Origin of the sequence: Corynebacterium kutscheri, assembly GCF_000980835.1 — a bacterium.
GTDB lineage: Bacteria > Actinomycetota > Actinomycetes > Mycobacteriales > Mycobacteriaceae > Corynebacterium > Corynebacterium kutscheri.
In genome coordinates, this window is sequence record NZ_CP011312.1 from 1432424 (window position 1) to 1454541 (window position 22118).

The 22118-nt window shown below is 45.6% G+C and carries 20 protein-coding genes and 1 pseudogene; 5 read left to right on the plus strand and 16 right to left on the minus strand.

Features of this window, described 5'->3' with window-relative positions:
• The first annotated feature begins 9 nt into the window (after nucleotides 1–9).
• Both UL82_RS06565 and UL82_RS06570 read left to right on the plus strand, forming a co-directional pair.
• Nucleotides 10–1257 carry an amidohydrolase gene (locus UL82_RS06565; protein ID WP_046439832.1) on the plus strand — a complete coding sequence of 416 codons (1248 nt, stop codon included), beginning with the start codon at nucleotides 10–12 and terminating at the stop codon, nucleotides 1255–1257.
• A gap of 290 nt (nucleotides 1258–1547) precedes the next feature.
• Nucleotides 1548–3926 carry a glycogen/starch/alpha-glucan phosphorylase gene (locus tag UL82_RS06570; protein WP_046439833.1) on the plus strand — a complete coding sequence of 793 codons (2379 nt, stop codon included), beginning with the start codon at nucleotides 1548–1550 and terminating at the stop codon, nucleotides 3924–3926.
• 182 nt (nucleotides 3927–4108) lie between these two features.
• On the opposite strand, the gene pyk is transcribed toward UL82_RS06570, so the two are convergent.
• From pyk to hisD, 14 genes and pseudogenes are all read right to left on the minus strand, one after another.
• Entirely contained in the window at nucleotides 4109–5527 is a 1419-nt protein-coding gene (pyk, locus tag UL82_RS06575; protein ID WP_046439835.1) for a pyruvate kinase, read from the minus strand.
• A 181-nt stretch (nucleotides 5528–5708) separates the two neighbouring features.
• Complete coding sequence (gene lgt / locus UL82_RS06580) at nucleotides 5709–6566, minus strand: prolipoprotein diacylglyceryl transferase (protein WP_126316979.1); 858 nt, start codon at nucleotides 6564–6566, stop codon at nucleotides 5709–5711.
• Nucleotides 6567–6609: 43 nt separating this feature from the next.
• Nucleotides 6610–7422: an indole-3-glycerol phosphate synthase TrpC gene (gene trpC, locus UL82_RS06585; protein WP_046439837.1), complete on the minus strand. Its 813-nt coding sequence runs from the start codon at nucleotides 7420–7422 to the stop codon at nucleotides 6610–6612.
• A 156-nt stretch (nucleotides 7423–7578) separates the two neighbouring features.
• Complete coding sequence (locus UL82_RS06590) at nucleotides 7579–8211, minus strand: TIGR02234 family membrane protein (RefSeq protein ID WP_046439838.1); 633 nt, start codon at nucleotides 8209–8211, stop codon at nucleotides 7579–7581.
• Nucleotides 8208–8567, minus strand: a complete 360-nt coding sequence (hisI, locus tag UL82_RS06595) for a phosphoribosyl-AMP cyclohydrolase (RefSeq protein ID WP_046439840.1) — start codon at nucleotides 8565–8567, stop codon at nucleotides 8208–8210. Before hisI ends, UL82_RS06590 begins: the two co-directional genes overlap by 4 nt.
• Nucleotides 8567–9339: pseudogene (gene hisF, locus UL82_RS06600) on the minus strand (imidazole glycerol phosphate synthase subunit HisF). Before hisF ends, hisI begins: the two are co-directional and overlap by 1 nt.
• 2 nt (nucleotides 9340–9341) lie before the next feature.
• Nucleotides 9342–10130, minus strand: a complete 789-nt coding sequence (locus UL82_RS06605; RefSeq protein ID WP_046439841.1) for an inositol monophosphatase family protein — start codon at nucleotides 10128–10130, stop codon at nucleotides 9342–9344.
• Nucleotides 10127–10855: a bifunctional 1-(5-phosphoribosyl)-5-((5-phosphoribosylamino)methylideneamino)imidazole-4-carboxamide isomerase/phosphoribosylanthranilate isomerase PriA gene (gene priA / locus UL82_RS06610; protein WP_046439843.1), complete on the minus strand. Its 729-nt coding sequence runs from the start codon at nucleotides 10853–10855 to the stop codon at nucleotides 10127–10129. The genes UL82_RS06605 and priA overlap by 4 nt, the downstream gene beginning before the upstream one ends.
• Nucleotides 10856–10885: 30 nt before the next feature.
• Nucleotides 10886–11521, minus strand: a complete 636-nt coding sequence (gene hisH / locus UL82_RS06615; protein WP_046441312.1) for an imidazole glycerol phosphate synthase subunit HisH — start codon at nucleotides 11519–11521, stop codon at nucleotides 10886–10888.
• 21 nt (nucleotides 11522–11542) lie between these two features.
• Complete coding sequence (locus UL82_RS06620; RefSeq protein WP_046439844.1) at nucleotides 11543–12721, minus strand: MFS transporter; 1179 nt, start codon at nucleotides 12719–12721, stop codon at nucleotides 11543–11545.
• Between the two features lie 107 nt (nucleotides 12722–12828).
• Complete coding sequence (locus tag UL82_RS11160; RefSeq protein ID WP_046439846.1) at nucleotides 12829–12996, minus strand: hypothetical protein; 168 nt, start codon at nucleotides 12994–12996, stop codon at nucleotides 12829–12831.
• A gap of 2 nt (nucleotides 12997–12998) precedes the next feature.
• Nucleotides 12999–13598, minus strand: coding sequence for an imidazoleglycerol-phosphate dehydratase HisB (gene hisB, locus UL82_RS06630; RefSeq protein WP_046439848.1), 600 nt, complete (start codon nucleotides 13596–13598; stop codon nucleotides 12999–13001).
• 10 nt (nucleotides 13599–13608) lie between these two features.
• Nucleotides 13609–14700 carry a histidinol-phosphate transaminase gene (locus UL82_RS06635; protein WP_046439850.1) on the minus strand — a complete coding sequence of 364 codons (1092 nt, stop codon included), beginning with the start codon at nucleotides 14698–14700 and terminating at the stop codon, nucleotides 13609–13611.
• A gap of 36 nt (nucleotides 14701–14736) precedes the next feature.
• A complete protein-coding gene (gene hisD / locus UL82_RS06640; protein ID WP_046439852.1) occupies nucleotides 14737–16056 on the minus strand; it encodes a histidinol dehydrogenase in 1320 nt (439 codons plus the stop codon).
• Between the two features lie 505 nt (nucleotides 16057–16561).
• Here hisD and UL82_RS06645 point away from each other — a divergent pair.
• Nucleotides 16562–17515 carry a YbjN domain-containing protein gene (locus tag UL82_RS06645; protein ID WP_046439854.1) on the plus strand — a complete coding sequence of 318 codons (954 nt, stop codon included), beginning with the start codon at nucleotides 16562–16564 and terminating at the stop codon, nucleotides 17513–17515.
• A 36-nt stretch (nucleotides 17516–17551) separates the two neighbouring features.
• Here the strand turns inward: UL82_RS06645 and UL82_RS06650 are convergent, their stop codons facing one another.
• Both UL82_RS06650 and UL82_RS06655 read right to left on the minus strand, forming a co-directional pair.
• Nucleotides 17552–18196, minus strand: a complete 645-nt coding sequence (locus UL82_RS06650; protein ID WP_126363856.1) for a hypothetical protein — start codon at nucleotides 18194–18196, stop codon at nucleotides 17552–17554.
• 65 nt (nucleotides 18197–18261) lie between these two features.
• Nucleotides 18262–18897, minus strand: coding sequence for a hypothetical protein (locus UL82_RS06655; protein WP_046439857.1), 636 nt, complete (start codon nucleotides 18895–18897; stop codon nucleotides 18262–18264).
• Between the two features lie 350 nt (nucleotides 18898–19247).
• On the opposite strand from UL82_RS06655, the gene UL82_RS06660 reads away from it, so the two are divergent.
• On the plus strand, nucleotides 19248–19754 hold the full coding sequence (locus UL82_RS06660; RefSeq protein ID WP_046439859.1) for a TetR family transcriptional regulator: 507 nt from the start codon (nucleotides 19248–19250) through the stop codon (nucleotides 19752–19754).
• Nucleotides 19755–19867: 113 nt separating this feature from the next.
• Nucleotides 19868–22066 (plus strand): glycogen debranching protein GlgX, encoded by a 2199-nt coding sequence (gene glgX, locus UL82_RS06665; RefSeq protein WP_046439860.1) that lies wholly within the window; start codon nucleotides 19868–19870, stop codon nucleotides 22064–22066.
• The last annotated feature ends 52 nt before the right edge of the window (nucleotides 22067–22118 follow it).

Consider the following 22118-nt stretch of genomic DNA (forward strand, 5'->3'; position numbering starts at 1 on the left):
ACAACTATTATGACTATTTCAGATCTGCTTAATTCGCACACAACTGACCTTTCTTGGCAGGAAAGTCTCTATCAAAAACTTCACCAAATACCAGAGCTATCTGGTAGAGAAGAAAAAACTGCTGCCCTGATCCGTGCAGAACTTAACCGTTTTGATTGTGAAGTCATTAGCCCTATTGGTGGCTTCGGTATGGTCGCAATTTTTCGTAATGGTGATGGCCCGTGTGTATTAATGCGAGCAGATTTCGACGGTTTACCGGTAAAAGAAACCACTGGCGTAGCTTATGCCTCAACACACACAATGACAGTTGATAATAACCTCACTGCTTGTATGCATGCTTGTGGGCATGATATGCATACCACCAGTTTGCTGGGAGCTTGTGCTCTTCTCGATGCTCATCGCAGTATGTGGCGGGGAACTTTTATTGCGCTCTTCCAGCCCAGTGAAGAAAATGGTGAAGGCGCCGCCGCAATGGTTGCCGATGGACTCCAGGAAAAAATTCCTGTCCCAGACGTATGTTTCGGTCAGCATATTGTTCCAGGTCCGGCTGGAAAGGTAATGACTTTGCCGGGCCCAATCCTAGCCGCATGCGATTCCATTGAGGTCACCATCACTGGCCAATCTGCACATGGTTCTATGCCGCAAAATGCTCTTGACCCGACTTATGCCGCAGCGATGATTGTTGTGCGATTACAAGGAATCGTCGGACGCGAAATCAGTCCTCATGATTTCGCTGTAGCTAGTGTTGGTACCCTAGAATCTGGCAATTCTAATAACACTATCCCGGGAAAGGCACGCATAGTTATTAATTGCCGGCACTACTCTCAAGAGGTAAAAACTAAGCTTTACACAGCCATTGAACGAGTATGTGAAGCAGAATGTGTGGCTTCTGGAATGACGGTGAAACCGGTCTTTCGTTATTTTGGTCATGCCCCGCTTACCAATAACTCGCTAGAAGTTTTTAACCGGGTACGCACAACCTTCGATGATGTTTTTCACGAAGATTCTACCGATGCTCACCGCTGGACTGCTTCTGAAGATTTCTCGCATATTCCTAACGCTTTTAATGCACCGTATCTTTTCTGGTTGGTTGGTTGCACGCCACGCAAACAATGGGCAGCTGCGCTGGCTGCCGACACAATTGATAGTAATATTCCTACTAATCACTCCGGAGATTTCCTCCCCGATTATCAACCGACGGTTACTGCCTGTACCCAAGCAGCATTAGCGGCAGTGCTAACGTATCTCGCCCCGTAAAATACCCCGAATCAACAACCCATGCTCATATCTTTGTTAGATATGAGCACGTTTTATTTTCAAAACACCATAAAATATTTTCTTCTTTATTACGTATTGAACTGGTGAAAAAGTAAAAAGTAGTAGATTTTCTAAAAACTATGAATCTTCCCACGTTGGGATTAGGCGTAGCTATACTGCTTTCTGCCGCTATGCCGGATAAACTTTGCATCTGTATTGTGTTACAAATCCGAACACAACGTGCTCCTTACAAGCACGCCAACAACATTCCTTATAGGAGTTTGCACCATATGAGTGACACTACGTTGTCAGCAAACGTTGGCGGTTATGTCCGCAGTGCTTCCGGCACCACCCCAGCGGAAGCAACTGATCGCAAGTTCTGGTTCGGCTTGTCTGCCGCCATTATGGAAAAACTTGCTGATCCCTGGGCTGAAACGACAAAGGCATATAACGCCACCCGCCAACAGCACTATTTCTCCGCCGAGTTTCTTATGGGTCGTGCGCTACTTAATAACCTCACCAACCTCGAAATTGAGGCTGAGGTTGCCAACGCCGTACGCGATAATGGCCATGAACTCTCCGATATTCTCGAAGCAGAAAATGATGCGGCTCTTGGTAATGGCGGCCTTGGCCGTCTGGCCGCATGCTTCCTTGATTCTTGCGCAACCCAAGATCTGCCGGTCACCGGATATGGTTTGCTCTATCGCTATGGTTTGTTCAAACAAAGTTTCCGTGATGGATTCCAACATGAGGAACCAGATGCATGGCGCGAAGATGGCTATCCTTTTACTATTCGTCGCGACAATGAGCAGCGTATTGTGCGTTTCGACGATATGACCGTGCGTGCTACCCCATACGATATGCCTATTACCGGCTATGGCACCGCCAATGTAGGAACACTACGTCTGTGGAATTCCGAGCCGCTAGAAGAATTCGACTACGACGCTTTTAACTCGCAACGCTTTACCGATGCCATTGTTGAGCGTGAACGAGTCATGGATATTTGTCGTGTGCTTTATCCCAATGACACTACTTATGCAGGTAAGGTACTGCGTGTACGTCAGCAGTATTTCTTTGTTTCTGCATCCTTGCAGCAGATGATTGATAATTACATTGCTCATCATGGTTCTGATCTGCGTAACTTTGCTCAATACAATTGTATTCAGCTCAATGACACCCACCCAGTGCTAGCGATTCCAGAACTCATGCGTTTGCTTCTTGACGAGCACAATCTATCGTGGGATGACGCATGGAAAGTTACCTCCCAGACTTTTGCTTATACCAACCATACTGTGTTGGCTGAAGCATTAGAGCAGTGGAATGTTTCTATTTTCCAACAGCTGTTCTACCGCGTATGGGAGATCACTCAAGAAATTGATCGTCGTTTCCGAGAAGAAATGGCGGCAGCAGGTTTTGATCAAGCCAAGATCAACTACATGGCACCGGTTCAAGACGGCAATGTACATATGGCCTGGATTGCTTGTTATGCGGCGTATTCAATCAATGGCGTAGCTGCTTTACACACCGACATTATTAAAGCAGAAACTTTAAAAGACTGGCATGATGTATGGCCAGAAAAATTCAATAACAAGACCAATGGTGTAACCCCACGTCGCTGGTTAAAAATGTGTAACCCACGTCTTGCTGATCTGCTTACTCGCCTGTCTGGTTCTAATACTTGGGTAACGGATCTCGATGATCTCAAGCGTCTGCGCGATTATGCCAACAATGATGACATTATGCGTGAACTCATGCAGATCAAGGCTAACAATAAGAAAGATTTTGCAGCCTGGATTAAGGATCGCCAAGATATTGATATTGATCCTAACTCAATCTTTGATACCCAAATCAAGCGTCTGCACGAATACAAGCGTCAACTCATGAATGCGCTTTATGTTCTTGACTTGTACTTCCGCATTAAAGAAGATGGCGAACAAAATATTCCGCCACGCACTTTTATCTTCGGTGCTAAAGCGGCTCCAGGGTATATCCGTGCCAAGGCAATCATTAAACTCATTAATGTTATTGCTGATCTCATCAATAATGATCCGGTTGTTTCTCAGACACTACGCGTGGTTTTCGTAGAAAATTACAATGTCTCCCCTGCCGAGCATATTATTCCTGCCTCGGATATTTCCGAGCAGATCTCTACCGCTGGCAAAGAGGCCTCCGGTACCTCCAACATGAAATTCATGATGAATGGTGCGCTAACCCTAGGTACTATGGATGGCGCTAACGTGGAAATCGTTGATTCGGTAGGCATGGATAATGCCTATATTTTTGGCGCGCGCAATGAAGAACTTCCTGAGCTTAAGGCACACTACAACCCTTATGCTCTTTACGAAACCGTTCCAGGGCTTAAGCGTGTTCTTGATGCGCTTTCCAATGGGTTGCTCGATGACAACGGTTCCGGTTGGTTCCATGATCTACGTGCTTCGCTTCTCGACGGCGGAGGCTGGGAAACCCCCGATGTCTACTATGTCCTCGGCGACTTCGCTTCCTACCGGGAAACCCGCGACCGCATGGCAGCTGACTATTATGCTGACCCATTGCATTGGGCTCGTATGTGCTGGGTTAATATCTGTGAATCAGGTCGTTTCTCTTCTGATCGAACCATTAATGATTATGCGCAAGAAGTATGGAAACTAGAGCCAACTCCTATTCGCTAGTGCTTGTTTAAGCTAGCTTTAATCTCCTACCGCTTGATATGTGGTGGGAGATTTTTTATTACTCAAGCAGCAAGAAATACGCAATTAGTTAAAGCCGAAACCACTACTGTTGGTTTTCTTTGTTTTTAGGAAAACACCAAGCCCCGTAGCCAAGTGGCTACGGGGCTTTCTTCTCACAGTTTTTAGGCTTTAGTCTCTTCGCCCAAAAGGTGAACGTGGATCATATTAGTGTTACCGGAAATTCCTGGTGGCGTACCAGCTACGACAACCATCATATCGTCTTTATTATACTTATCCATAGCTAACAGCTGGTCGTCAATCTGAGCAAGCATCTCATCAGTATCCTTGACCACAGGTGTCAAGAAAGTCTCTGTGCCCCAGCTTAATGCTAACTGACTGCGTACTGCCGGATCAGGAGTGAACACCAACAGTGGCAGCTGCGAGTGCAAACGAGACACGCGCTTTGCAGTATCACCAGAAGAAGTAAAGGCAACAAGTGCTTTAGCATTAAGACGCTCAGCAATATCGCGAGCAGAATAGGAAATCACGCCGCGCTTGGTTCGTGGAATGTGTGCCAGTCCAGGAACCCGACCATCAGACTCAGCAAAGGTAACAATACGGCTCATCGTACGGACAACGTTGTGTGGATCAACACCAACTGAAGTCTCACCGGAAAGCATAACTGCATCTGCACCGTCTAGCACAGCGTTAGCCACGTCAGATGCCTCAGCACGAGTTGGGCGAGAATTCTCAATCATTGAGTCCAACATCTGGGTAGCGACAATCACTGGCTTAGCATTTTCCCGAGCAATCTGGATAGCACGCTTTTGTACCAAAGGCACCTGCTCCAAAGCTAGCTCAACGCCGAGGTCACCACGAGCGACCATGATAGCGTCGAAAGCTAGAATAATAGATTCTAGAGCGTCAACCGCCTCTGGTTTCTCCAGCTTGGCAATAACAGGTACGCGACGACCTTCTTCATCCATAATGGCATGAACGAGTTCAACATCTTGTGGTGAACGAACGAAAGACAACGCAATAAAATCAACGCCTAGCTTTAAAGCAAAGCGAAGATCTGCAATATCTTTTTCACTCAGTGCTGGAACCGAAATATCCATGCCAGGCAGGGATACGCCTTTGTTGTTTGATACTGGGCCACCCTCAACGACCTCACATACTACGTCATTACCCTCGACGTACTTACAAACAACTGCCACTTTACCGTCGTCAATCAAAAGACGATCGCCTGGCTGAGCATCCTTTGCCAAGTTCTTATATGTAGTAGAGACACGATCATGAGTGCCTTCAATATCATCGACGGTGATACGGACTTCTTCTCCGTTCTCCCACACTGTGGCACCATCAATAAAACGACCAAGGCGAATCTTTGGTCCCTGCAAGTCAGCAAGGATACCAACAGCACGACCGGTCTTATCGGTTGCTTCACGAACCCACTGATAGTTCTGCTCATGATCAGAATGATCACCGTGACTCATATTGAGGCGAGCAACATCCATACCATCTTGGACTAAGCGAAGAATAGCGTCCTGGCTAGCAACAGCCGGGCCTAGGGTACAAACAATCTTTGTGCGACGTTCCATATCCTCAACACTAGTAGCGTTCTGGTTATCTTGCTAGACAGAAAAACCGCTTCCGTTAGTGGTTCCGCTACCAAAACCGACAAATACGGACATAAACGGGCATGTTCGAACAATTTAACTGTTTATGCGTTCTTTCTCACAGTATAAATTTTAGACTCACTCTTTTTGTCGAGCTACAAATTTACCGGCTACTTCCTCTGAAGTTTCGCGTCCCTTTTTTTAAACTGAAAAACACCACAAAAGCGGTAATACACACAACAGCAGAAACAATGACATTAATCCGCATACCGAATACCATTGTCGCTTCGTCGGTACGTAAATTCTCTACAATAAAGCGACCTGCACAATACAGGGCAACATATAAAGAAAATACTCGTCCATGACCTAAGTTCTTCACTCGATCCACATAAATCAAAATGAAGAAAATAAGAATATTGGCAATCATTTCATAAAGAAAAGTCGGATGCACCTGAGCAATTACCTCGCCGGTAGAATGGCCAGTCAATGGTGCATAATTACCAGCTTCATCAACTCGATAGTAAATCTCTAATGCCCATGGCACTGAGGTCTCAGCACCATATAATTCTTGGTTAAACCAGTTTCCTAACCGCCCTATGGCCTGCGCTAACACTACTGCGGGAGCCAAAGAATCGGCAAAAGGTGCAAAAGGAATTCTCTTGTAGCGTAAATAACCCCATACTGAAATTGTTCCTAGTATTACCGCACCCCAAATACCTAGGCCACCTTTAGTAATGGCAAAAATATCCAATAGACTGCACTCAGTACAAAAATATTTCTGATGATCTGTGAGCACATGATACAACCGCCCACCGATTATTCCGGCTGGGATAGCAACAATCGCCGCATCCATAACAACATCTTTATTGCCGCCTCTCGCAGCATACCGATAGCTGCCGATCCATAAAGCAACAATAATGCCAACAATAATGCACAGCGCATAAGCTCGAAGCGGGATAGGTCCTACCTGCCAAACACCTTGGGGAGGTGAAGGAAAGGAAGCAAAAGAAGATACGTTCACCTCATCTAGTGTGCCTAATCACTTTCATTTTAGCTAGACGAGCTTATCGACGGGGGCACGAAGGGTGTTGCCCGGCAGCAACTAAAGCCGCAGTAAATTCTCTTGGCGACTGCGCTCGAACCAATTGCTCACCAATAACTACTGCATCTGCTCCTGAAGAAGCATACTCAATAAGCTCTCGAGCAGTACGTACACCAGAAAGCGCCACTTTAATCGTTTCACTTGGCAACCCCGGTGCGATCTCACCAAAAACTTCTTTGTTCAGTGTCATAGTGGAAAAATCCCGCGCATTAATCCCGATTACTTGGGCTCGCGCAGCCATCGCCCGATAGGCTTCAGCGACATTACGCACTTCCACTAAAGCGGTCATCCCTAAACTTTCTACCCGATCGATCAGCGCTTCAAGTCTTGGTTGTTCAAGAGCGGCTACTCGAAGTGGAATAACATCAGCACCAAAACAACGTGCCTCATGGATTTGATAAGGATCCACGATAAAATCTCGGCACATAATAGGTACCGTTGTTGCGGCACTTACCTGTGCCATTTCTTCTAATGAGCCAGCAAAACGACGTCGCTCAGTGTGACAGGCAATCATATGTGCGCCGCCAGTTTCATAGGCTGTTGCCAAAATAGTAGGTTCATCGATATCAGCAATATGACCAATATCTGGTGCGCTACGTTTTAGTTCCGCGATAATGCTACATCCAGGCATCAATAACGATGCCATAGCATCTCGTGGTGCAGGCATATCACGCGAACGAGCTTTAATTTCTTGAAACGGCACGACTGCTTCACGCGCGGCCACGTCCTCAATGACGCCCGCAATTATTTGATCAAAGATCGTTGTCGTCATCATCTGTACTACCTTGTCCTGCACAACCAGGTAATGGTTCCTTCTCTCCCACGCTACTGTGCCAAGGCGGTTATCCGATAATCGCCAGCTAATACCACCCCTATGCGCTACTGTTTAGATAACCAGTAGTAACGTTTTCTTAAACGTCGACAAGCTCAACTAATGGTCTTGCGTTGGGTCAATGTCATTATCAAGGGCATCCCATAAAACACGTCCAGAATCTGGTTCTTGAGCTAGATCGTGATGAATTTTTTCTACTCGCTGTGTCACACGCTCATATTGGTTTCTGTGAACACTATCATTACCTGGACGAATAGCGATTATAGACCCGAAAAACACTGCGAAGGCACAAGAAATAAGTGCAAGCGCTAAGGGGAAAGCTTGTACTTCAATATGGCTAATCTGTGCCCAAGAATTTAATGCTGCGGTGTCAGTTAGATGGCCACTTGCACTCGCTGAACTTAAAATGTTTTGTACCCGGGTCGCATCTGGTGCAGAGCTAAACAAAGCAACTGGGCTTAACGCTGCCAAAGCAGCGACCAAAGCTACTAATCCGCCAACAATTCTTCGCCCTAAACGACGCAGTGCGACACATGCTATTGATCCAGCTAATAATACGAAAACCACAGCTTGTATTTCGGCAGCCCACTGAACACCAGTTAATGGAGCAACTTGTTGCCCAGCAAGATCATCGGTTGCGCTAACAATAAGCCACGGCATGCGCGCAGCTGCCCACAGTACACCGGCACTTACTCCTAGACCAAGGCTTGCCCATATATGGGTTTTGCTCATGAGTCTTCCCCCAAAAGAATATCGGCATCAAAGCAGGTGCGATCACCGGTATGGCATGCGCCGCCGGTTTGTTCTACGGTAAGCAAAATTGTGTCGCCATCACAATCTAACTGCACTTTTTTCACTTCTTGTACGCAGCCACTAGTAAGTCCTTTAATCCAATACTCACTGCGTGAGCGAGAATAGTAGGTACCGCGTTGGGTGGCCAAAGTGCAAGCAAGAGCATGGCTATCCATCCACGCCATCATAAGCACTTCCCCACTAGTTGATTGAGTAATTGCTGGAACTAATCCGAGTTCATTAAACTGAACTCTGCGCGCAATCTCGGAAGAAAGTACATACTCTGCGGGGTTCACTAACGTACCTCAATGTTTGCTTGTGCCATTGCTTGTTTAACTTCGCTAATTTTGACCTCACCAAAGTGGAAAATACTAGCTGCTAGTACTGCTTGAGCTCCTGCATTAACTGCTGGGGAAAATGTTGGGCAGTTCCTGCTCCACCAGAAGCAATGATAGGCACAGTTACCTTAGCGCGTACCTTTTCAATAAGTTCTAAATCAAAACCAGTTTTTGTGCCATCACCATCCATAGAATTAAGCAAAATCTCCCCGACTCCTAATTCTTCACCCCGGCACGCCCATTCAACGGCATCAAGATTAGCCGACCGGCTTCCTCCATGGGTGGTTACTTCAAAACCACTTGGTTGCCTCGGGTTACCGGGAGGTACCCGGCGCGCATCAACACTTAATACTATGCATTGGGAACCAAATTGTTCGGAAAGTTCGCGCAATAACTCTGGACGTGCGATAGCAGCCGTATTGACGCTTACTTTATCTGCGCCCGCATGTAAAAGTTCTCGCACATCGGCAACACTGCGTACCCCGCCGCCTACAGTAAGCGGGATAAATACTTGATCAGCGGTGCGCCGCACCACATCAAGCATTGTACCTCGACCAGTTTTCGACGCACTGACATCAAGAAAAGTTAGTTCATCTGCGCCTTCACTGTCGTAGCGTTGAGCGAGTTCTACCGGGTCACCTGCGTCGATAAGCCCAGTAAAATTGACTCCTTTAACTACTCTTCCTTGGTCGACGTCTAGACAAGGAATAACGCGTATTGTCACAGCCACTATTAATCTTCTCTCATCTTTGTCAATGTAGTCAGTATTGTTTCGTGTGCTCGTGGTGTTCCAACAATGACCCCAGTAGCAGCTGGGGTCCATTTATTACCAGCTAAATCGGTAATGATTGCTCCTGCTGATTGAGCAAGTAAAACACCGGCAGCGTTGTCCCATATATGTGGGCTAAAAGAAATCGCACCGGCAAAAATTCCTGCGGCGGTATAAGCAAGATCAATACCTACGCTGCCAGTAATTCGTGGACGTAAATGAGTGCTGGTTAATCGGGCTAAAAGTCCTTGCCTTAGCAGAGTGCCAGCAACAGAATCTGCCGGTGAACTTACCGAAGAAAATCCCATATGGGAAACAAGTAGTGGCCGTTCTACTAGTGGTGCTTGCGGTTGCCCATTAATAAACAGCGGTGAGTAGCTAAAAGCACCAAAACGTTGCCGGGTAACCGGCACACTTGTTATTCCAATGACTGGCTTATTATCTATTACTAGGCTCAGCACAATGGCAGACATGGGGTTTCCAGCAGCAAAATTAGCAGTGCCATCGATAGGATCAATAACCCACTGTGGCGAACCTGGATCGCCACCACATTCTTCACCGTAGACAGGTATGCCGGTAAGCCTTTGTAGATTTTCACGCAGTTGTTTTTCTATTGCTAGATCTACTTCTGTGGCAAAATCGCCGGGGCTTTTCATATGAGCAGGATCTGCGCCCAATCCAGCTAAAAAAGTTGCTTCTGCACTATCAAGCACGGCTTCTGCAACATGATAGAGCTCCCGGATATCACTCATAGTGCTGCAAGTGCCTCGGCTAAAGTAAAACGACCCTCATATAAGGCTTTACCCACAATTGCTGAGTCGATTCCTTCCTCAGCATATTTCGCAATTTCAAGAAGATCTTCTAAACACGAAATTCCGCCAGAAGCAACGATCTGGGCATCAGTTGCTGCAGAAACATCACGTAATAATTCAATATTAGGCCCAGTGAGTGTGCCGTCTTTAGAAACATCAGTGACCACAAAACGCTGGCAGCCAGCAGCATCGAGACGTTCTAATACTTCCCATAGATCGCCACCATCGGAAACCCAACCATTGCCGCGAGTTCGCCACTCACCACCAATTTCTCGTACCGCAATATCAACAGCAATTTTTTCACCATGCTGTGCTAATACTTTTTTGATCCACCCTGGCTTTTCTAATGCTGCAGTACCAATATTTACCCGTTTAGCTCCAGTTGCTAAAGCACGTTCTAAAGAAACATCGTCGCGGATACCACCGGTTAACTCAATATTAATATCAAGTTCATTAGTGATTTTTGCCATGAGTTGGTAATTAGAACCACGGTTAAAAGCGGCATCAAGATCAACAAAATGTAACCATTGAGCACCTTGTTCTTGCCAATTTAACGCTGCCGCCAAGGGATCACCATAAGATTTCTCGGTACCAGCTTCGCCTTGATCTAGGCGCACTGCATGACCGTCAACGACATCGACGGCCGGAAGAAGCGTAAAGGTCATAGTCTGTAGAGTCTAAAGCACAAACTCCCGCTAAAGAGTATTCAGCCAATTTTTTAATAGAACAGCCCCTGCATCACCTGATTTTTCGGGGTGAAATTGCGTTGCCCATAAGGCCCCATTTTCTACTGCTGCAATAAAACGATCGCCGTCATGGTCACTCCACGACACCAATGGGGCGCTAGTAAGTTCATCACCAACAAACTCCCAGGTGCGTGCTGCATATGAGTGCACAAAATAGTACCGTTCTGTCGAACTTAGTCCAGCAAAAAGTTCTGAACCCGGTGCTACCTCAACAGTATTCCAACCCATGTGTGGTAGTACTTGCGCGTCTAATTTCTCCACCACACCTGGCCATTGATCGCAACCAGTAGTGGTAACACCATGTTCGGTTCCTTTTTCAAACATGATTTGCATGCCAACACAGATACCCATCACTGGTCGTCCGCCGGCAAGGCGTTGCCCAATCATTCTTGCCCCATAAACTTTATTTAGCCCTGCCATACAACTTGCATAAGCACCTACCCCTGGTACTAAAAGTCCATCAGCAGCCAAGACAATCTGGGGATCAGCAGTTACTATCACTTCGGCGCCAACACGTTCTAGTGCACGCTGAGCTGAACGAATATTTCCGGCACCATAATCAAGCAACGCTACTTTTTTCGCCATGCGTGTCATTCTAATCCATGCTTATCGACGTTGGATGTTTATCAGCTGCATTACTAATGCACAGCTAACAATGGCCATCGCGGAAACAAAAATTGCTCCATAGCCGGCTGCGCTAGCTACCACCCCAAGAACAAAAGATCCCACACCGGTTCCCGCATCAAAAGCAACATTCCATATTGTCGATGCCTTATCTACTTGTGATCGTGGGGTACGCAAAAACATGTCTACCAAGGCTTCATTTTGTACCCAACCAAAACCAATACCGAAAAATAATGCAGCTACAATTAATAACCACATAGGTTGTGCGTAACTAACTACTAGCATCATAAGGCCCAAGCCAAGCGCAACAATTCCTAGCCCCGGCAGCATCAGTGAACCGGAACCTTTAGTATCTGCTATTCGTCCGGCCTGATAGCGTGCAACCATTTGAGCACCACCAATAATTGATAACACAATGCCAGCCAGCGTCGATAAACCTGCTTCTCGTACCGATGCCGGCAAGAAATTCGATACTGCCCCATACCCCATAGAAACGCACATTAAACTCAGCGCTGGTACCACGGTAAGCACAACTATCCGTCGCCAAGAAAATATGATTGTTTCACCAGATTGTGGCTCTTCAAGCATGGAAACTGTGGGCATCTTTAAACTTAACGCCACAGTAACAAGAGCAAGAATAGCTGCTAACAACAGCACTGAATTTAAACCAAAACGAGAATTCAACATAGCTAGCCCAAGTGGAAAGGAAACCATTTGAGCACCGCCAACAAAAACACCTACCATTCCAGTGGCGCGACCTAAAATACGTTGATCGACCACTCTACCGATAAGCGCAAATTGAGCCACGCATAAAATACCGAACCCCATACCGCGAATCATTGCTACAAACAGCACACTTATGTCAGCCATACTCACCATGTGCCATAATCCAGGCAGACCCAATAACAGTGCCGAAGCAATCATAACCTGCAGATAACCATAGCGTTGTAATAAAGCTGAGGTTGCTAATTGGGTAAGCACCGTAACTGCCATAAATAACGCAGTGCTAGCTCCAGCAAGTATCTCTGAACCACCAGCTTGGATAACAGCTAAAGGGATAACCGGAAAAAGCAGCGAATAAGTAGCAAAACCAGCCGCGATAGCACAATAAACCACAACAATGCCAGGTATATCCCATAGTCTAGGAAACTGGTTATCCATACATTAAACGTCCTTATCCCTATACCGTCGCGTTATCATCGCATACAGACTACGCTAGGAATCAGGTTTTGTTCGCCTTAACAACTATAAGCTGTTATTAGCCACAGTTAGCTCATCCCCATAGCCCAGAAAATACCTGTCGCACCTGCAATAAAAGCTAGAACTCCTAGCACTATCATGGCAATGGTGGAACCGTTTTTATATGCTGTCCACACCCCACCTACGAGGAATCCAGCAATCATAAAAAGCAGGTAAACCAACCAATAATTATTCACTTTTAGAGCACGCCTTTAGTTGACGGGATACCTGCCAGACGATCATCAGCACTTACTGCCTGACGCATAGCTCTAGCGACGGCTTTAAATTCTGCTTCTGTAATATGATGTGGGTCTCGCCCATAATGGCAGCGAACGTGCAATGTTGTTCGAGAATTGTAGGCTAAAGTCTCGAAGAAATGCTGATTAATCACAGTGGCATAATGCCCACCAATAATTGAATGAACCATATAGTCAGGTTCACCATTCATCACAAAATAAGGTCGCCCAGAAAAATCAACAATTGCCTCTACTAAGGTTTCATCCATCGGTAGTTGAAAAGAGCCAAAACGACGAATGCCTTTTTTATCTCCCACAGCTTTATCAATGGCTTGCCCTAAAACAATGGCAGTGTCTTCTACTGTGTGGTGGACATCAATATGTTTATCTCCTTGCGCATGCACCTTCAGGTCAAAGGCACCATGCACACCAAAAGCAGTAAGCATGTGATCGAAAAAAGGTACTTCTGTTTTAATATCAACAATGCCGCTGCCATCAAGGTTAATTTCTACCTCGATATTTGATTCACTGGTTACCCGTTGCACTGCACCGATGCGTTGCATCTTTTACTCCTTAACCTAGAATCTTTTCTGCAGCCAATAAAAAGGCATCATTTTCCGTCGGCAAGCCGATAGTAACGCGTAAGTATCCGGTGACTCCTACATCACGAATCAGCACCCCGTGTTCAAGGAATTGCCGCCATTGCACTGCTTGATCATCAAATTTTCCAAAAAATAAGAAATTCGATTCGCTAGGAAATACGCAATAACCTAACTCCTGGAGTCGTGTTTCTACTCGGATTCTTTCCTGCACCAGGTTATCTACCGTGGCAAGCGTATCTTCACTGTGACGCAGAGCAACCAAGGCTGCTACCTGAGTCAAAGTAGAAAGGTGATAAGGCAACCGCACTAATAAAATAGCCTCGATAAATGCTGGATGTGCCACAAAATAGCCTAATCGACCGCCAGCAAAATCGAATGCCTTGCTCATCGTCCGAGAAACCACCACTTTATTGGGATATTCTTGAATAAGATTTATCGCCGATGGCGAGTCAGAAAACTCTGCATAAGCCTCGTCGACAATAACTATTCCTGGTGCTGACTCAATAATGCTGCGTATATCAGCTAATGAGGTAACAACACCGGTAGGGTTATTGGGAGTGGTAATAAAAATAATTTCTGGTTGGTACTGCGCAATTGCAGCTAAGGCACGGTCTATATCAATGCGGAACTGCTCATCCCGAGGACACTCAATAAACTCGGTATCGGTTCCAGCACTTAAAATAGGGTGCATAGAATAGCTCGGGGTAAAGCCCAAGGCACGTCGACCTGGTCCACCAAAGGCCTGTAGTAATTGCTGTAATACCTCATTGGAACCATTGGCTGCCCACACATTATCTTTGCTCACCGCCACCCCAACCTGTTTGCTGAGGTATTGTGCTAAGGCAGTGCGCAATGCCACCGCATCTCGATCGGGATAGCGGTTAAGATCATGGGCTTCTTCAGCGATACGATGAGCCAGCTCTTCAATAAGTGCATCAGAGGGAGAATACGGATTTTCATTAGTGTTAAGTCGAACTGCACTATCAAGTTGCGGTGCACCATAGGCAGTTTCACTGAGTAGTTTTTCGCGCAATGGCAGATCGTCAAAGGTAATCTCAGACATAGATAAGCTCTTCTTTTAGGGTTAAGTTTTAACCGATTAATCACTGATAATTTCTTCAAAGCGTGCTCGGATAGCTTCACCATGTGCTGGCAATCGCTCAGCGTCGGCAAGCCGCACTACCGTTTCAGCGATTTCTTTTAGTGCTACCTCGTCGTATTCAATAAGGTTTACCGAACGTAAAAAAGTATGTGTAGATAAACCCGAGCTATAACGTGCAGAACCAGAGGTAGGTAAAACGTGATTAGAGCCAGCTGAATAATCCCCCAACGGCACTGGCGAGAACCCGCCGACAAAGATGGCACCTGCATGGCTTATACGACGAGCTACCTCAGGGGCATTTTCCGTATGAATTTCTAAGTGTTCAGCTGCATAGGCATCAGCAACAGCAATGCCCATTTCTAGATTATCAACTAAAATAATGCCAGATTGCTCACCACGTAATGCTTGGGCAACCCGATCAGAATTAAGTGTTATTTTAAAGCGTTGTTCTATTTCTTTATCAACAGCTTGGGCTAGTTCTTCAGAATCTGTAATCAATACACTGGCGGCCATCACATCATGTTCCGCCTGGCTTATTAAATCATAAGCTATCCATAACGGATGTGCGGTGTGATCAGCTAACACAGCGATTTCGGTAGGACCAGCCTCGGAATCAATACCGACTATTGACCGCACACAGCGTTTTGCTGCGGTGACATAAATATTGCCGGGGCCAGTAATCATATCAACAGGCTCAAGCTGATAGGTGTCATCCCCATAAGCAAGAAGTGCGATAGCTTGAGCTCCACCAACTGCCCACACTTCGTCAACTCCTAATAGGGCACATGCCGCTAGGATTGTTGGGTGCGGCCAGCCACCGTTTTCTGCTTGCGGCGGGGATGCCACTACCAACGTTGTTACTCCTGCTTCTTGAGCAGGAACAACATTCATAATGACACTAGATGGATATACGGCTTGGCCACCTGGAACATATAGTCCAACACGGACTACAGGTTGGAAGATTTCGGTAACATGCGCCCCTGGTGCTAGCGAACTAGTGTGTTCCACCGGACGTTGATCCCGATGAACTTTACGTACCCGACTAATAGCTTCTTCTAATGCACTTCGTACCTTCGGATCAATGGTTGCTAGCGCACTAGCAATAACTTCTTGAGATACTTGTATCGAATTAGGCCGAACGCCATCAAATTTTTCGCCATAATCCAGCGCAGCTACAGCGCCTTTTAAACGTACTTCTTCTACCAATGGTTCTACTGTTGGCAATACCGCACTAATATCAGTGTTACCGCGTGGCATAACTCGACGCAATGCACTCGTTGAGGGTTTTTGCCCGCGCAGATCAATAACGTTCAGCATCTTTGCGTCCTTATAGTTCGCCTTACCCTAGTGAGGTCAACAATAATCTCACACTTTTTATGATCTTGATTATAACGAGACTACCAGGTGTTAAGAATTCCACTCCCCCACAACAAACCCCATAACCGTACCCCCAAACAAGGGCAATATCTTTCCAGGCGCGAAATAAACCTTAGGTATATAGCAAAGAAAATCTTGTTCTTACTAGATTAAAATATTTTCTCCCATACTAGGCTAATTCTCCATTTCTACTAGGTTGTGCCAGCGCAAATGGAATTGATAGCTAGAAATTACTTCCGACAAAAAGACATACTGAAACCCGATTTTTTACTTAAATACATATATAAAAATCCCAATATCACTGATTATTTCAAACTTATTCCCCGCAAGATGAGTGTTTAAGTCTAATGTGGAAACTGAAGGTTTTGTATCGTCTTGTCGCACTTTTCCTTGACCCTACTGTTTATATATTTTCCGCTTATATTTTCGCCAGTGAAGGAGGGACATGGAACAGTCAACTTCGCATCATAATGAATTACCATTCAACGTAACTATTGACCGTATTGTTGAATGTGTTAAAGATTTGGGTTTTCACCATGTCGTTATTACTCATCGCAACGGCGACCAGGTGGAGATCCCTTGGCCACACCATGATCTTATTATCAGTTTTGACGAAGACTTCGGCAAGGTGCTTCATGTAGAGGCAACCATGCCTGGGCGCGCCAATTTAAGCCGAGTTAATGAAATAGCTCAAACTATTTCACAGTGGAATGCTGAACGTGTTGGACCTAATGCTCATTTAACTATTGACAATTCCGGCTATATTCGCGTGAGTTTCCACTGCTTACTCAATGTTGATCTTGGGGCGAATACCGCACAAATCAAATCTTTTCTTAATACCGCTGCTGGCTCTATCAATACTGCAGTGAATCATTTCATGGAACTCCACCCTGAACTATTAATTGTCAATGCTATCAATGACACCGATCTTGATTTCACGGATCATCTGGCCAATGAAGTTCCTGAAGAGGTCGTTCTAACACGCGTTCGAGCCTGCCTAGCTGACCTTGGTATTGAAAAAACTCAAGGCGATTCCATAGTTATCATGACGTGGATTAATTCTGTTCTTATTGCTTTTTTTATTGAATCTGGACCATCTTTATTAGCGAAAGCACATTGGGAACCTAACTTAGATCCACAAAATGATTTTATCCGAGCCTTTTTGGTGTGCAATCAGTGGAATGCATACAACTATGCAACCAAAGCTTTTTGCAATACTGATGAAGACGGCCTTCAGATTCGGGCAGAATACGTCACCGATATTGGGGCAGGACTCAACGATAATCAGCTTTCCCACCAGATTTCTTTAGCGATTCACCATCTGCTAAAAACCATTGACCATCTCAGCAAAGAAATTAGTGGTTCCACCGCAGTAGAGTGGCCAAATGAGCAGCACTAATTGTGCATTCATTGTGCTTTTTCGACGTTTTTTACATCACTCTTTTTCGCTAATACCTTCGTGCATCAATTCAGCTTCACTAGCTACACCAGTAGGGTTTTTACTACTAACGCTTATAGTCGGTTCACCCTCAGGAGTAGATACATAAGCACACCAGTACAAAAGTACTGCCCAAAAAGGAGCTACTGCTTGAGCTGCAATTCCTAACTGTAATCTAGGTACGTAGCGGACTACCTCACCGATCATAAGATTTTCCCCCACGGTATGTACTAGACCGGCAACTAATTCACCCGTATCAAGGAAAATCTGCCCACCCAAAAAGCTCCACAGGGTCACCCAAAATAGCATCCCCAAACCACGAAGCTTTTCTAATTTGAGGAAAGCGCCTATCCCACAGCAGCCTGCAATAAGTGCAGTCATCACAACATATAAGAAAAAAGCGATAAACTCTACATTTTCTTCATTACCAACCGCTATTTGCGATCCTTCGATCACAGTAGCGCTATAGCTCGGACGCAAAAATCCCCATACTGCACCCATAATCAAAAAACTTAGGACAGCAAAAACCACCACACTGGCATAACCGCCCGCCTTAGGAGAAATATATAGGCGTTTGTTAGCAAGTTTAGTCTCTAAGTAATCAAGGCCTCTAGTTTGAGGATCAATATTTTTCATCTTCATGGCGATACCCCCACACTTATAACTCATAGCGTGGGGGCATTTCTCCTCTTTAGCTCAATTAAGTTCTATCGACAGAATTTCCAGCGTCCATCCTCACGGAAGAAACGCTGAGTTTCCGTAGTAGTTTCACCACCAGCAGTAGCTGTTACCGAAGCCGACGCCCAATCACCATCGACCATAATATTGGTAATCTCACCAATAGATGCCTGTGCGTTACGATACTCTGGAATATCGTTAAGCGGCACATCCGGAATCTGAGAATAATCTAATACTGTTTGTCCACCATATTCTTGGACTACTGCCGAACAAGCATTTTCTGGAATATACGAAATATATGACCGCAATGTGGTCGCATTTCCGATACCGCGCACTAAGCCTTCAATTGCTGCAGCATCTTCTGGCGAAGCAAGCTGTCCACCAGTAACAGGTTCTACCGGGGCGCTATTAATGGTTTGCTGGAGCGCCTCAATATCAATGGTCTCACTCACCTCAGGCTCAGGAGCAGCCTCAGTAGGAGTTGTTTCAACTACGGTAGTAGCGGTTGTCTCCACTGTAGTTGAAGCTTTTGTGCTAGTTGCTGATGTTGTGGTTTCTACGCTCGCTTTATCATCAGAACCACAGGCAGATAAAAATAGAGCGGAAGTAGCTACAGTGGCGGTCAGTACCTTAGTTATATTTCCACAACGATTAAAACTACGCACAGGAAAATCTCCTCATATATAGGTTATATTGTGCCCCTCAGCAGTAAACGTTAGCTAAACTAGCGCCCCTACCAAGCTGAATGTGCATTGTATATATTACTTTTTAACGTCACCTCAATAATGACACCACCTTAGCAAAAATAAACTAAGCGATTATCTTTGGGCAATAATCAACAAATAATACAAATAATATTCACATCGATCACACAGTTTAACTTATGGTAGATCTCGATCCTAGCCCAACTAAAACCACTACCTTACTTATTTGACCAATTTTGATCTACCCGAGAAACCGAAATTGATAATCAGTTAAATCTTAAAACCCTCTCCAATCGGCTAATCTATTACCTGTGCAGCTATCTCAAGAATCCATTATCGCAGCCAGCCTTGAGATCCTTAATAAGTATGGGCTAGCAGATATGAGCATGCGTCGCCTCGCTTTATCACTGGGAGTGGCTCCAGGTGCTTTGTATTGGCACTTCAAAAATAAACAAGCACTTATCGATGCTACTGCCCGCGCACTTCTTGATGATTTCTTCCAACTTTCTGATATCAGCATTAAAGAAGCTATCTTCACCTTCCGAAATATCTTGCTCAGCTACCGCGATGGTGGAGAGCTGATCAGCGCAGCCCTTGCAGACTCAGTTTTGCATGAAGAAGTCATTGAAACGCTCATATCTCTTGATGACACGCTTAGTTACGCCCAATCCGCTAACCTTATTCATCTCACATTAGGCTCCACAGTCATGGAACAAACCCAACAACAACGCGCTGAGTATATTGGCGATACTCCTACCCATAGCTGGGATGCACTTTTTGCTCAAGGCGTTGATATGTTACTCAGCCCACCGGTATAGCACCAATTATCTAGTGGAGAAACTAAATTACACTTCAATTAAAACGTGTGACTTCTCGCAAAATCGGCTTTCCTGCACAAATGAAGCCAAGGTAAGGGTTATTATTTATCTCTATGACTGAAACTTCACCGTCTCCTTCGAATCCTGGACGTATGATCTGGCCAGGTGAGTCCTATCCGTTAGGCTCAACCTACGACGGTGCTGGCACAAATTTTGCAATCTTTTCCGATGTGGCAGAAAAAGTAGAGCTTTGTCTTATCGACGAAAATAACATCGAAGAACGCATCAATCTCGAAGAAGTTGATGCCCACATCTGGCATTGCTACCTACCTGGTGTCATTCCTGGCCAGCGCTACGGTTTTCGTGTTCATGGCCCTTATGATCCCCACAACGGTAAACGTTGTGATCCCTCGAAATTACTCGTTGATCCTTATGCACGTGCTTTCGACGGAGATTTCGACGGCCACCCTTCGCTTTTTAGCTACGACATTACTGATCCCTATAACCCAACTGCTCGCAATACTGAAGACAGTATCGACCACACCATGAAATCAGTGGTGGTTAACCCGTTTTTCGATTGGGGTTCAGATCGATCACCAAAAACTCCTTATCATGAGACGGTGATCTACGAGGCGCATGTCAAAGGTATGACCATGACGCACCCCGACGTTCCCGAAGAACTACGTGGCACCTATGCTGGTCTTGCTCACCCCGCGATCATTAAATACCTTAAAGACCTTGGTATTACCGCTATTGAGCTCATGCCAGTACACCAATTCCTCCAAGATGATCGCTTACGTGATCTAGGATTGCGCAACTACTGGGGATACAATACTTTTGGCTTTTTTGCCCCGCAAAATGACTATGCCGCGGCAAAAAACCCAGGCGGAGCAGTAAGCGAATTCAAATCTATGGTGCGTACTTTCCATGAGGCTGGTATCGAAGTAATTCTTGATGTGGTGTACAACCACACTGCAGAAGGAAACCATATGGGTCCAACCATTTGCTTCCGCGGCATCGACAATGAGGCTTATTACCGCCTTGTCGATAATGACAAATATCACTATATGGATTACACAGGTACGGGTAATTCTTTAAACGTACGCGATCCGCACCCGCTCCAACTCATTATGGATTCCCTACGCTACTGGGTTAAAGAGATGCATGTCGATGGGTTCCGTTTCGACTTAGCCTCTACCTTGGCACGTGAACTACACGACGTCGATAAGCTTGCAACCTTCTTTGACCTAGTCCAACAAGATCCCATCGTAAGCCAAGTCAAACTCATTGCTGAGCCATGGGATGTCGGCGAAGGTGGTTATCAGGTAGGCAACTTCCCCCCACTGTGGACAGAATGGAATGGTAAATACCGCGATACTGTTCGTGATTTCTGGCGTGGCGAGCCATCAACTTTAGGTGAATTTGCTTCTCGGCTCACAGGTTCTTCTGACCTCTATGCCAATAATGGTCGTCGTCCAACAGCATCAATTAACTTTGTTACCGCTCACGATGGTTTTACTCTTAATGACCTAGTCAGCTATAACGAAAAACACAATATAGCCAATGGCGAAGATGGCCGCGATGGCGAAAGCCATAATCGTTCCTGGAACTGTGGTGTGGAAGGACCTACCAATGATCCAGAGATCCTGGAATTACGTGCGCGTCAACGCCGTAACTTCTTATCTACTTTGCTGTTAAGCCAAGGCACACCCATGATTGCCCATGGTGACGAGATCGCTCGTACCCAAGGTGGTAATAACAATGTTTATTGCCAAGATAACGAAATCGCATGGATGGACTGGAATCAGGTTGAAGACAATAAAGAATTATTAGAATTCACCCGTCGGCTTATCCGTATTCGTGCTGACCACCCGGTATTTAGACGGCGTCGTTTCCTTGCCGGTGGTCCACTTGGTGTTGAAGCCCGTAATCGTGATATTGCTTGGCTCGTTCCTAATGGCCAGCTGATGACCCAAAGCGATTGGAATTTTGCCTTCGGTAAATCCCTCATGGTGTATCTCAATGGTAATGCTATTGCTGAACCAGATAGTCGTGGCCAAGAAATCACCGATGATTCTTTCCTATTGATGTTTAATGCTCATCATGAAGATATTGACTTCACCATGCCCTCATTAGAATTCGGTGCGGCATGGAAAGTGGTGGTAGATACTACCCAACCAACTGGTTATCCAGATAAAGCACAAGCGATTAAAGCAACTGAAACAACAACCGTTCCAGCACGTAGTGTGCTGATTTTGCGCCAAATTGCTACCCCACTTATTGATAGCGATGAGTATGCAGCAAAAAAGTAAGGTACGTGCCAAGATAAACTCTTCGCTACAGTAGAGTTCGATGAGCACGTTT

What these genes read in the sequence shown, in the direction of transcription:
- hisH (WP_046441312.1), bottom strand. Translation starts at nt 11,521, where the DNA reads ATGGCGAAAAAAGTAGCGTTGCTTGATTATGGTGCCGGAAATATTCGT.
- UL82_RS06590 (WP_046439838.1), bottom strand. Translation starts at nt 8,211, where the DNA reads ATGAGCAAAACCCATATATGGGCAAGCCTTGGTCTAGGAGTAAGTGCC.
- trpC (WP_046439837.1), bottom strand. Translation starts at nt 7,422, where the DNA reads ATGATGACGACAACGATCTTTGATCAAATAATTGCGGGCGTCATTGAG.
- UL82_RS06570 (WP_046439833.1), top strand. Translation starts at nt 1,548, where the DNA reads ATGAGTGACACTACGTTGTCAGCAAACGTTGGCGGTTATGTCCGCAGT.
- hisD (WP_046439852.1), bottom strand. Translation starts at nt 16,056, where the DNA reads ATGCTGAACGTTATTGATCTGCGCGGGCAAAAACCCTCAACGAGTGCA.
- UL82_RS06650 (WP_126363856.1), bottom strand. Translation starts at nt 18,196, where the DNA reads ATGAAGATGAAAAATATTGATCCTCAAACTAGAGGCCTTGATTACTTA.
- priA (WP_046439843.1), bottom strand. Translation starts at nt 10,855, where the DNA reads ATGACCTTTACGCTTCTTCCGGCCGTCGATGTCGTTGACGGTCATGCA.
- UL82_RS06620 (WP_046439844.1), bottom strand. Translation starts at nt 12,721, where the DNA reads ATGGATAACCAGTTTCCTAGACTATGGGATATACCTGGCATTGTTGTG.
- UL82_RS06565 (WP_046439832.1), top strand. Translation starts at nt 10, where the DNA reads ATGACTATTTCAGATCTGCTTAATTCGCACACAACTGACCTTTCTTGG.
- UL82_RS06605 (WP_046439841.1), bottom strand. Translation starts at nt 10,130, where the DNA reads ATGAGTGATATCCGGGAGCTCTATCATGTTGCAGAAGCCGTGCTTGAT.
- glgX (WP_046439860.1), top strand. Translation starts at nt 19,868, where the DNA reads ATGACTGAAACTTCACCGTCTCCTTCGAATCCTGGACGTATGATCTGG.
- pyk (WP_046439835.1), bottom strand. Translation starts at nt 5,527, where the DNA reads ATGGAACGTCGCACAAAGATTGTTTGTACCCTAGGCCCGGCTGTTGCT.
- UL82_RS06645 (WP_046439854.1), top strand. Translation starts at nt 16,562, where the DNA reads ATGGAACAGTCAACTTCGCATCATAATGAATTACCATTCAACGTAACT.
- hisB (WP_046439848.1), bottom strand. Translation starts at nt 13,598, where the DNA reads ATGCAACGCATCGGTGCAGTGCAACGGGTAACCAGTGAATCAAATATC.
- UL82_RS06635 (WP_046439850.1), bottom strand. Translation starts at nt 14,700, where the DNA reads ATGTCTGAGATTACCTTTGACGATCTGCCATTGCGCGAAAAACTACTC.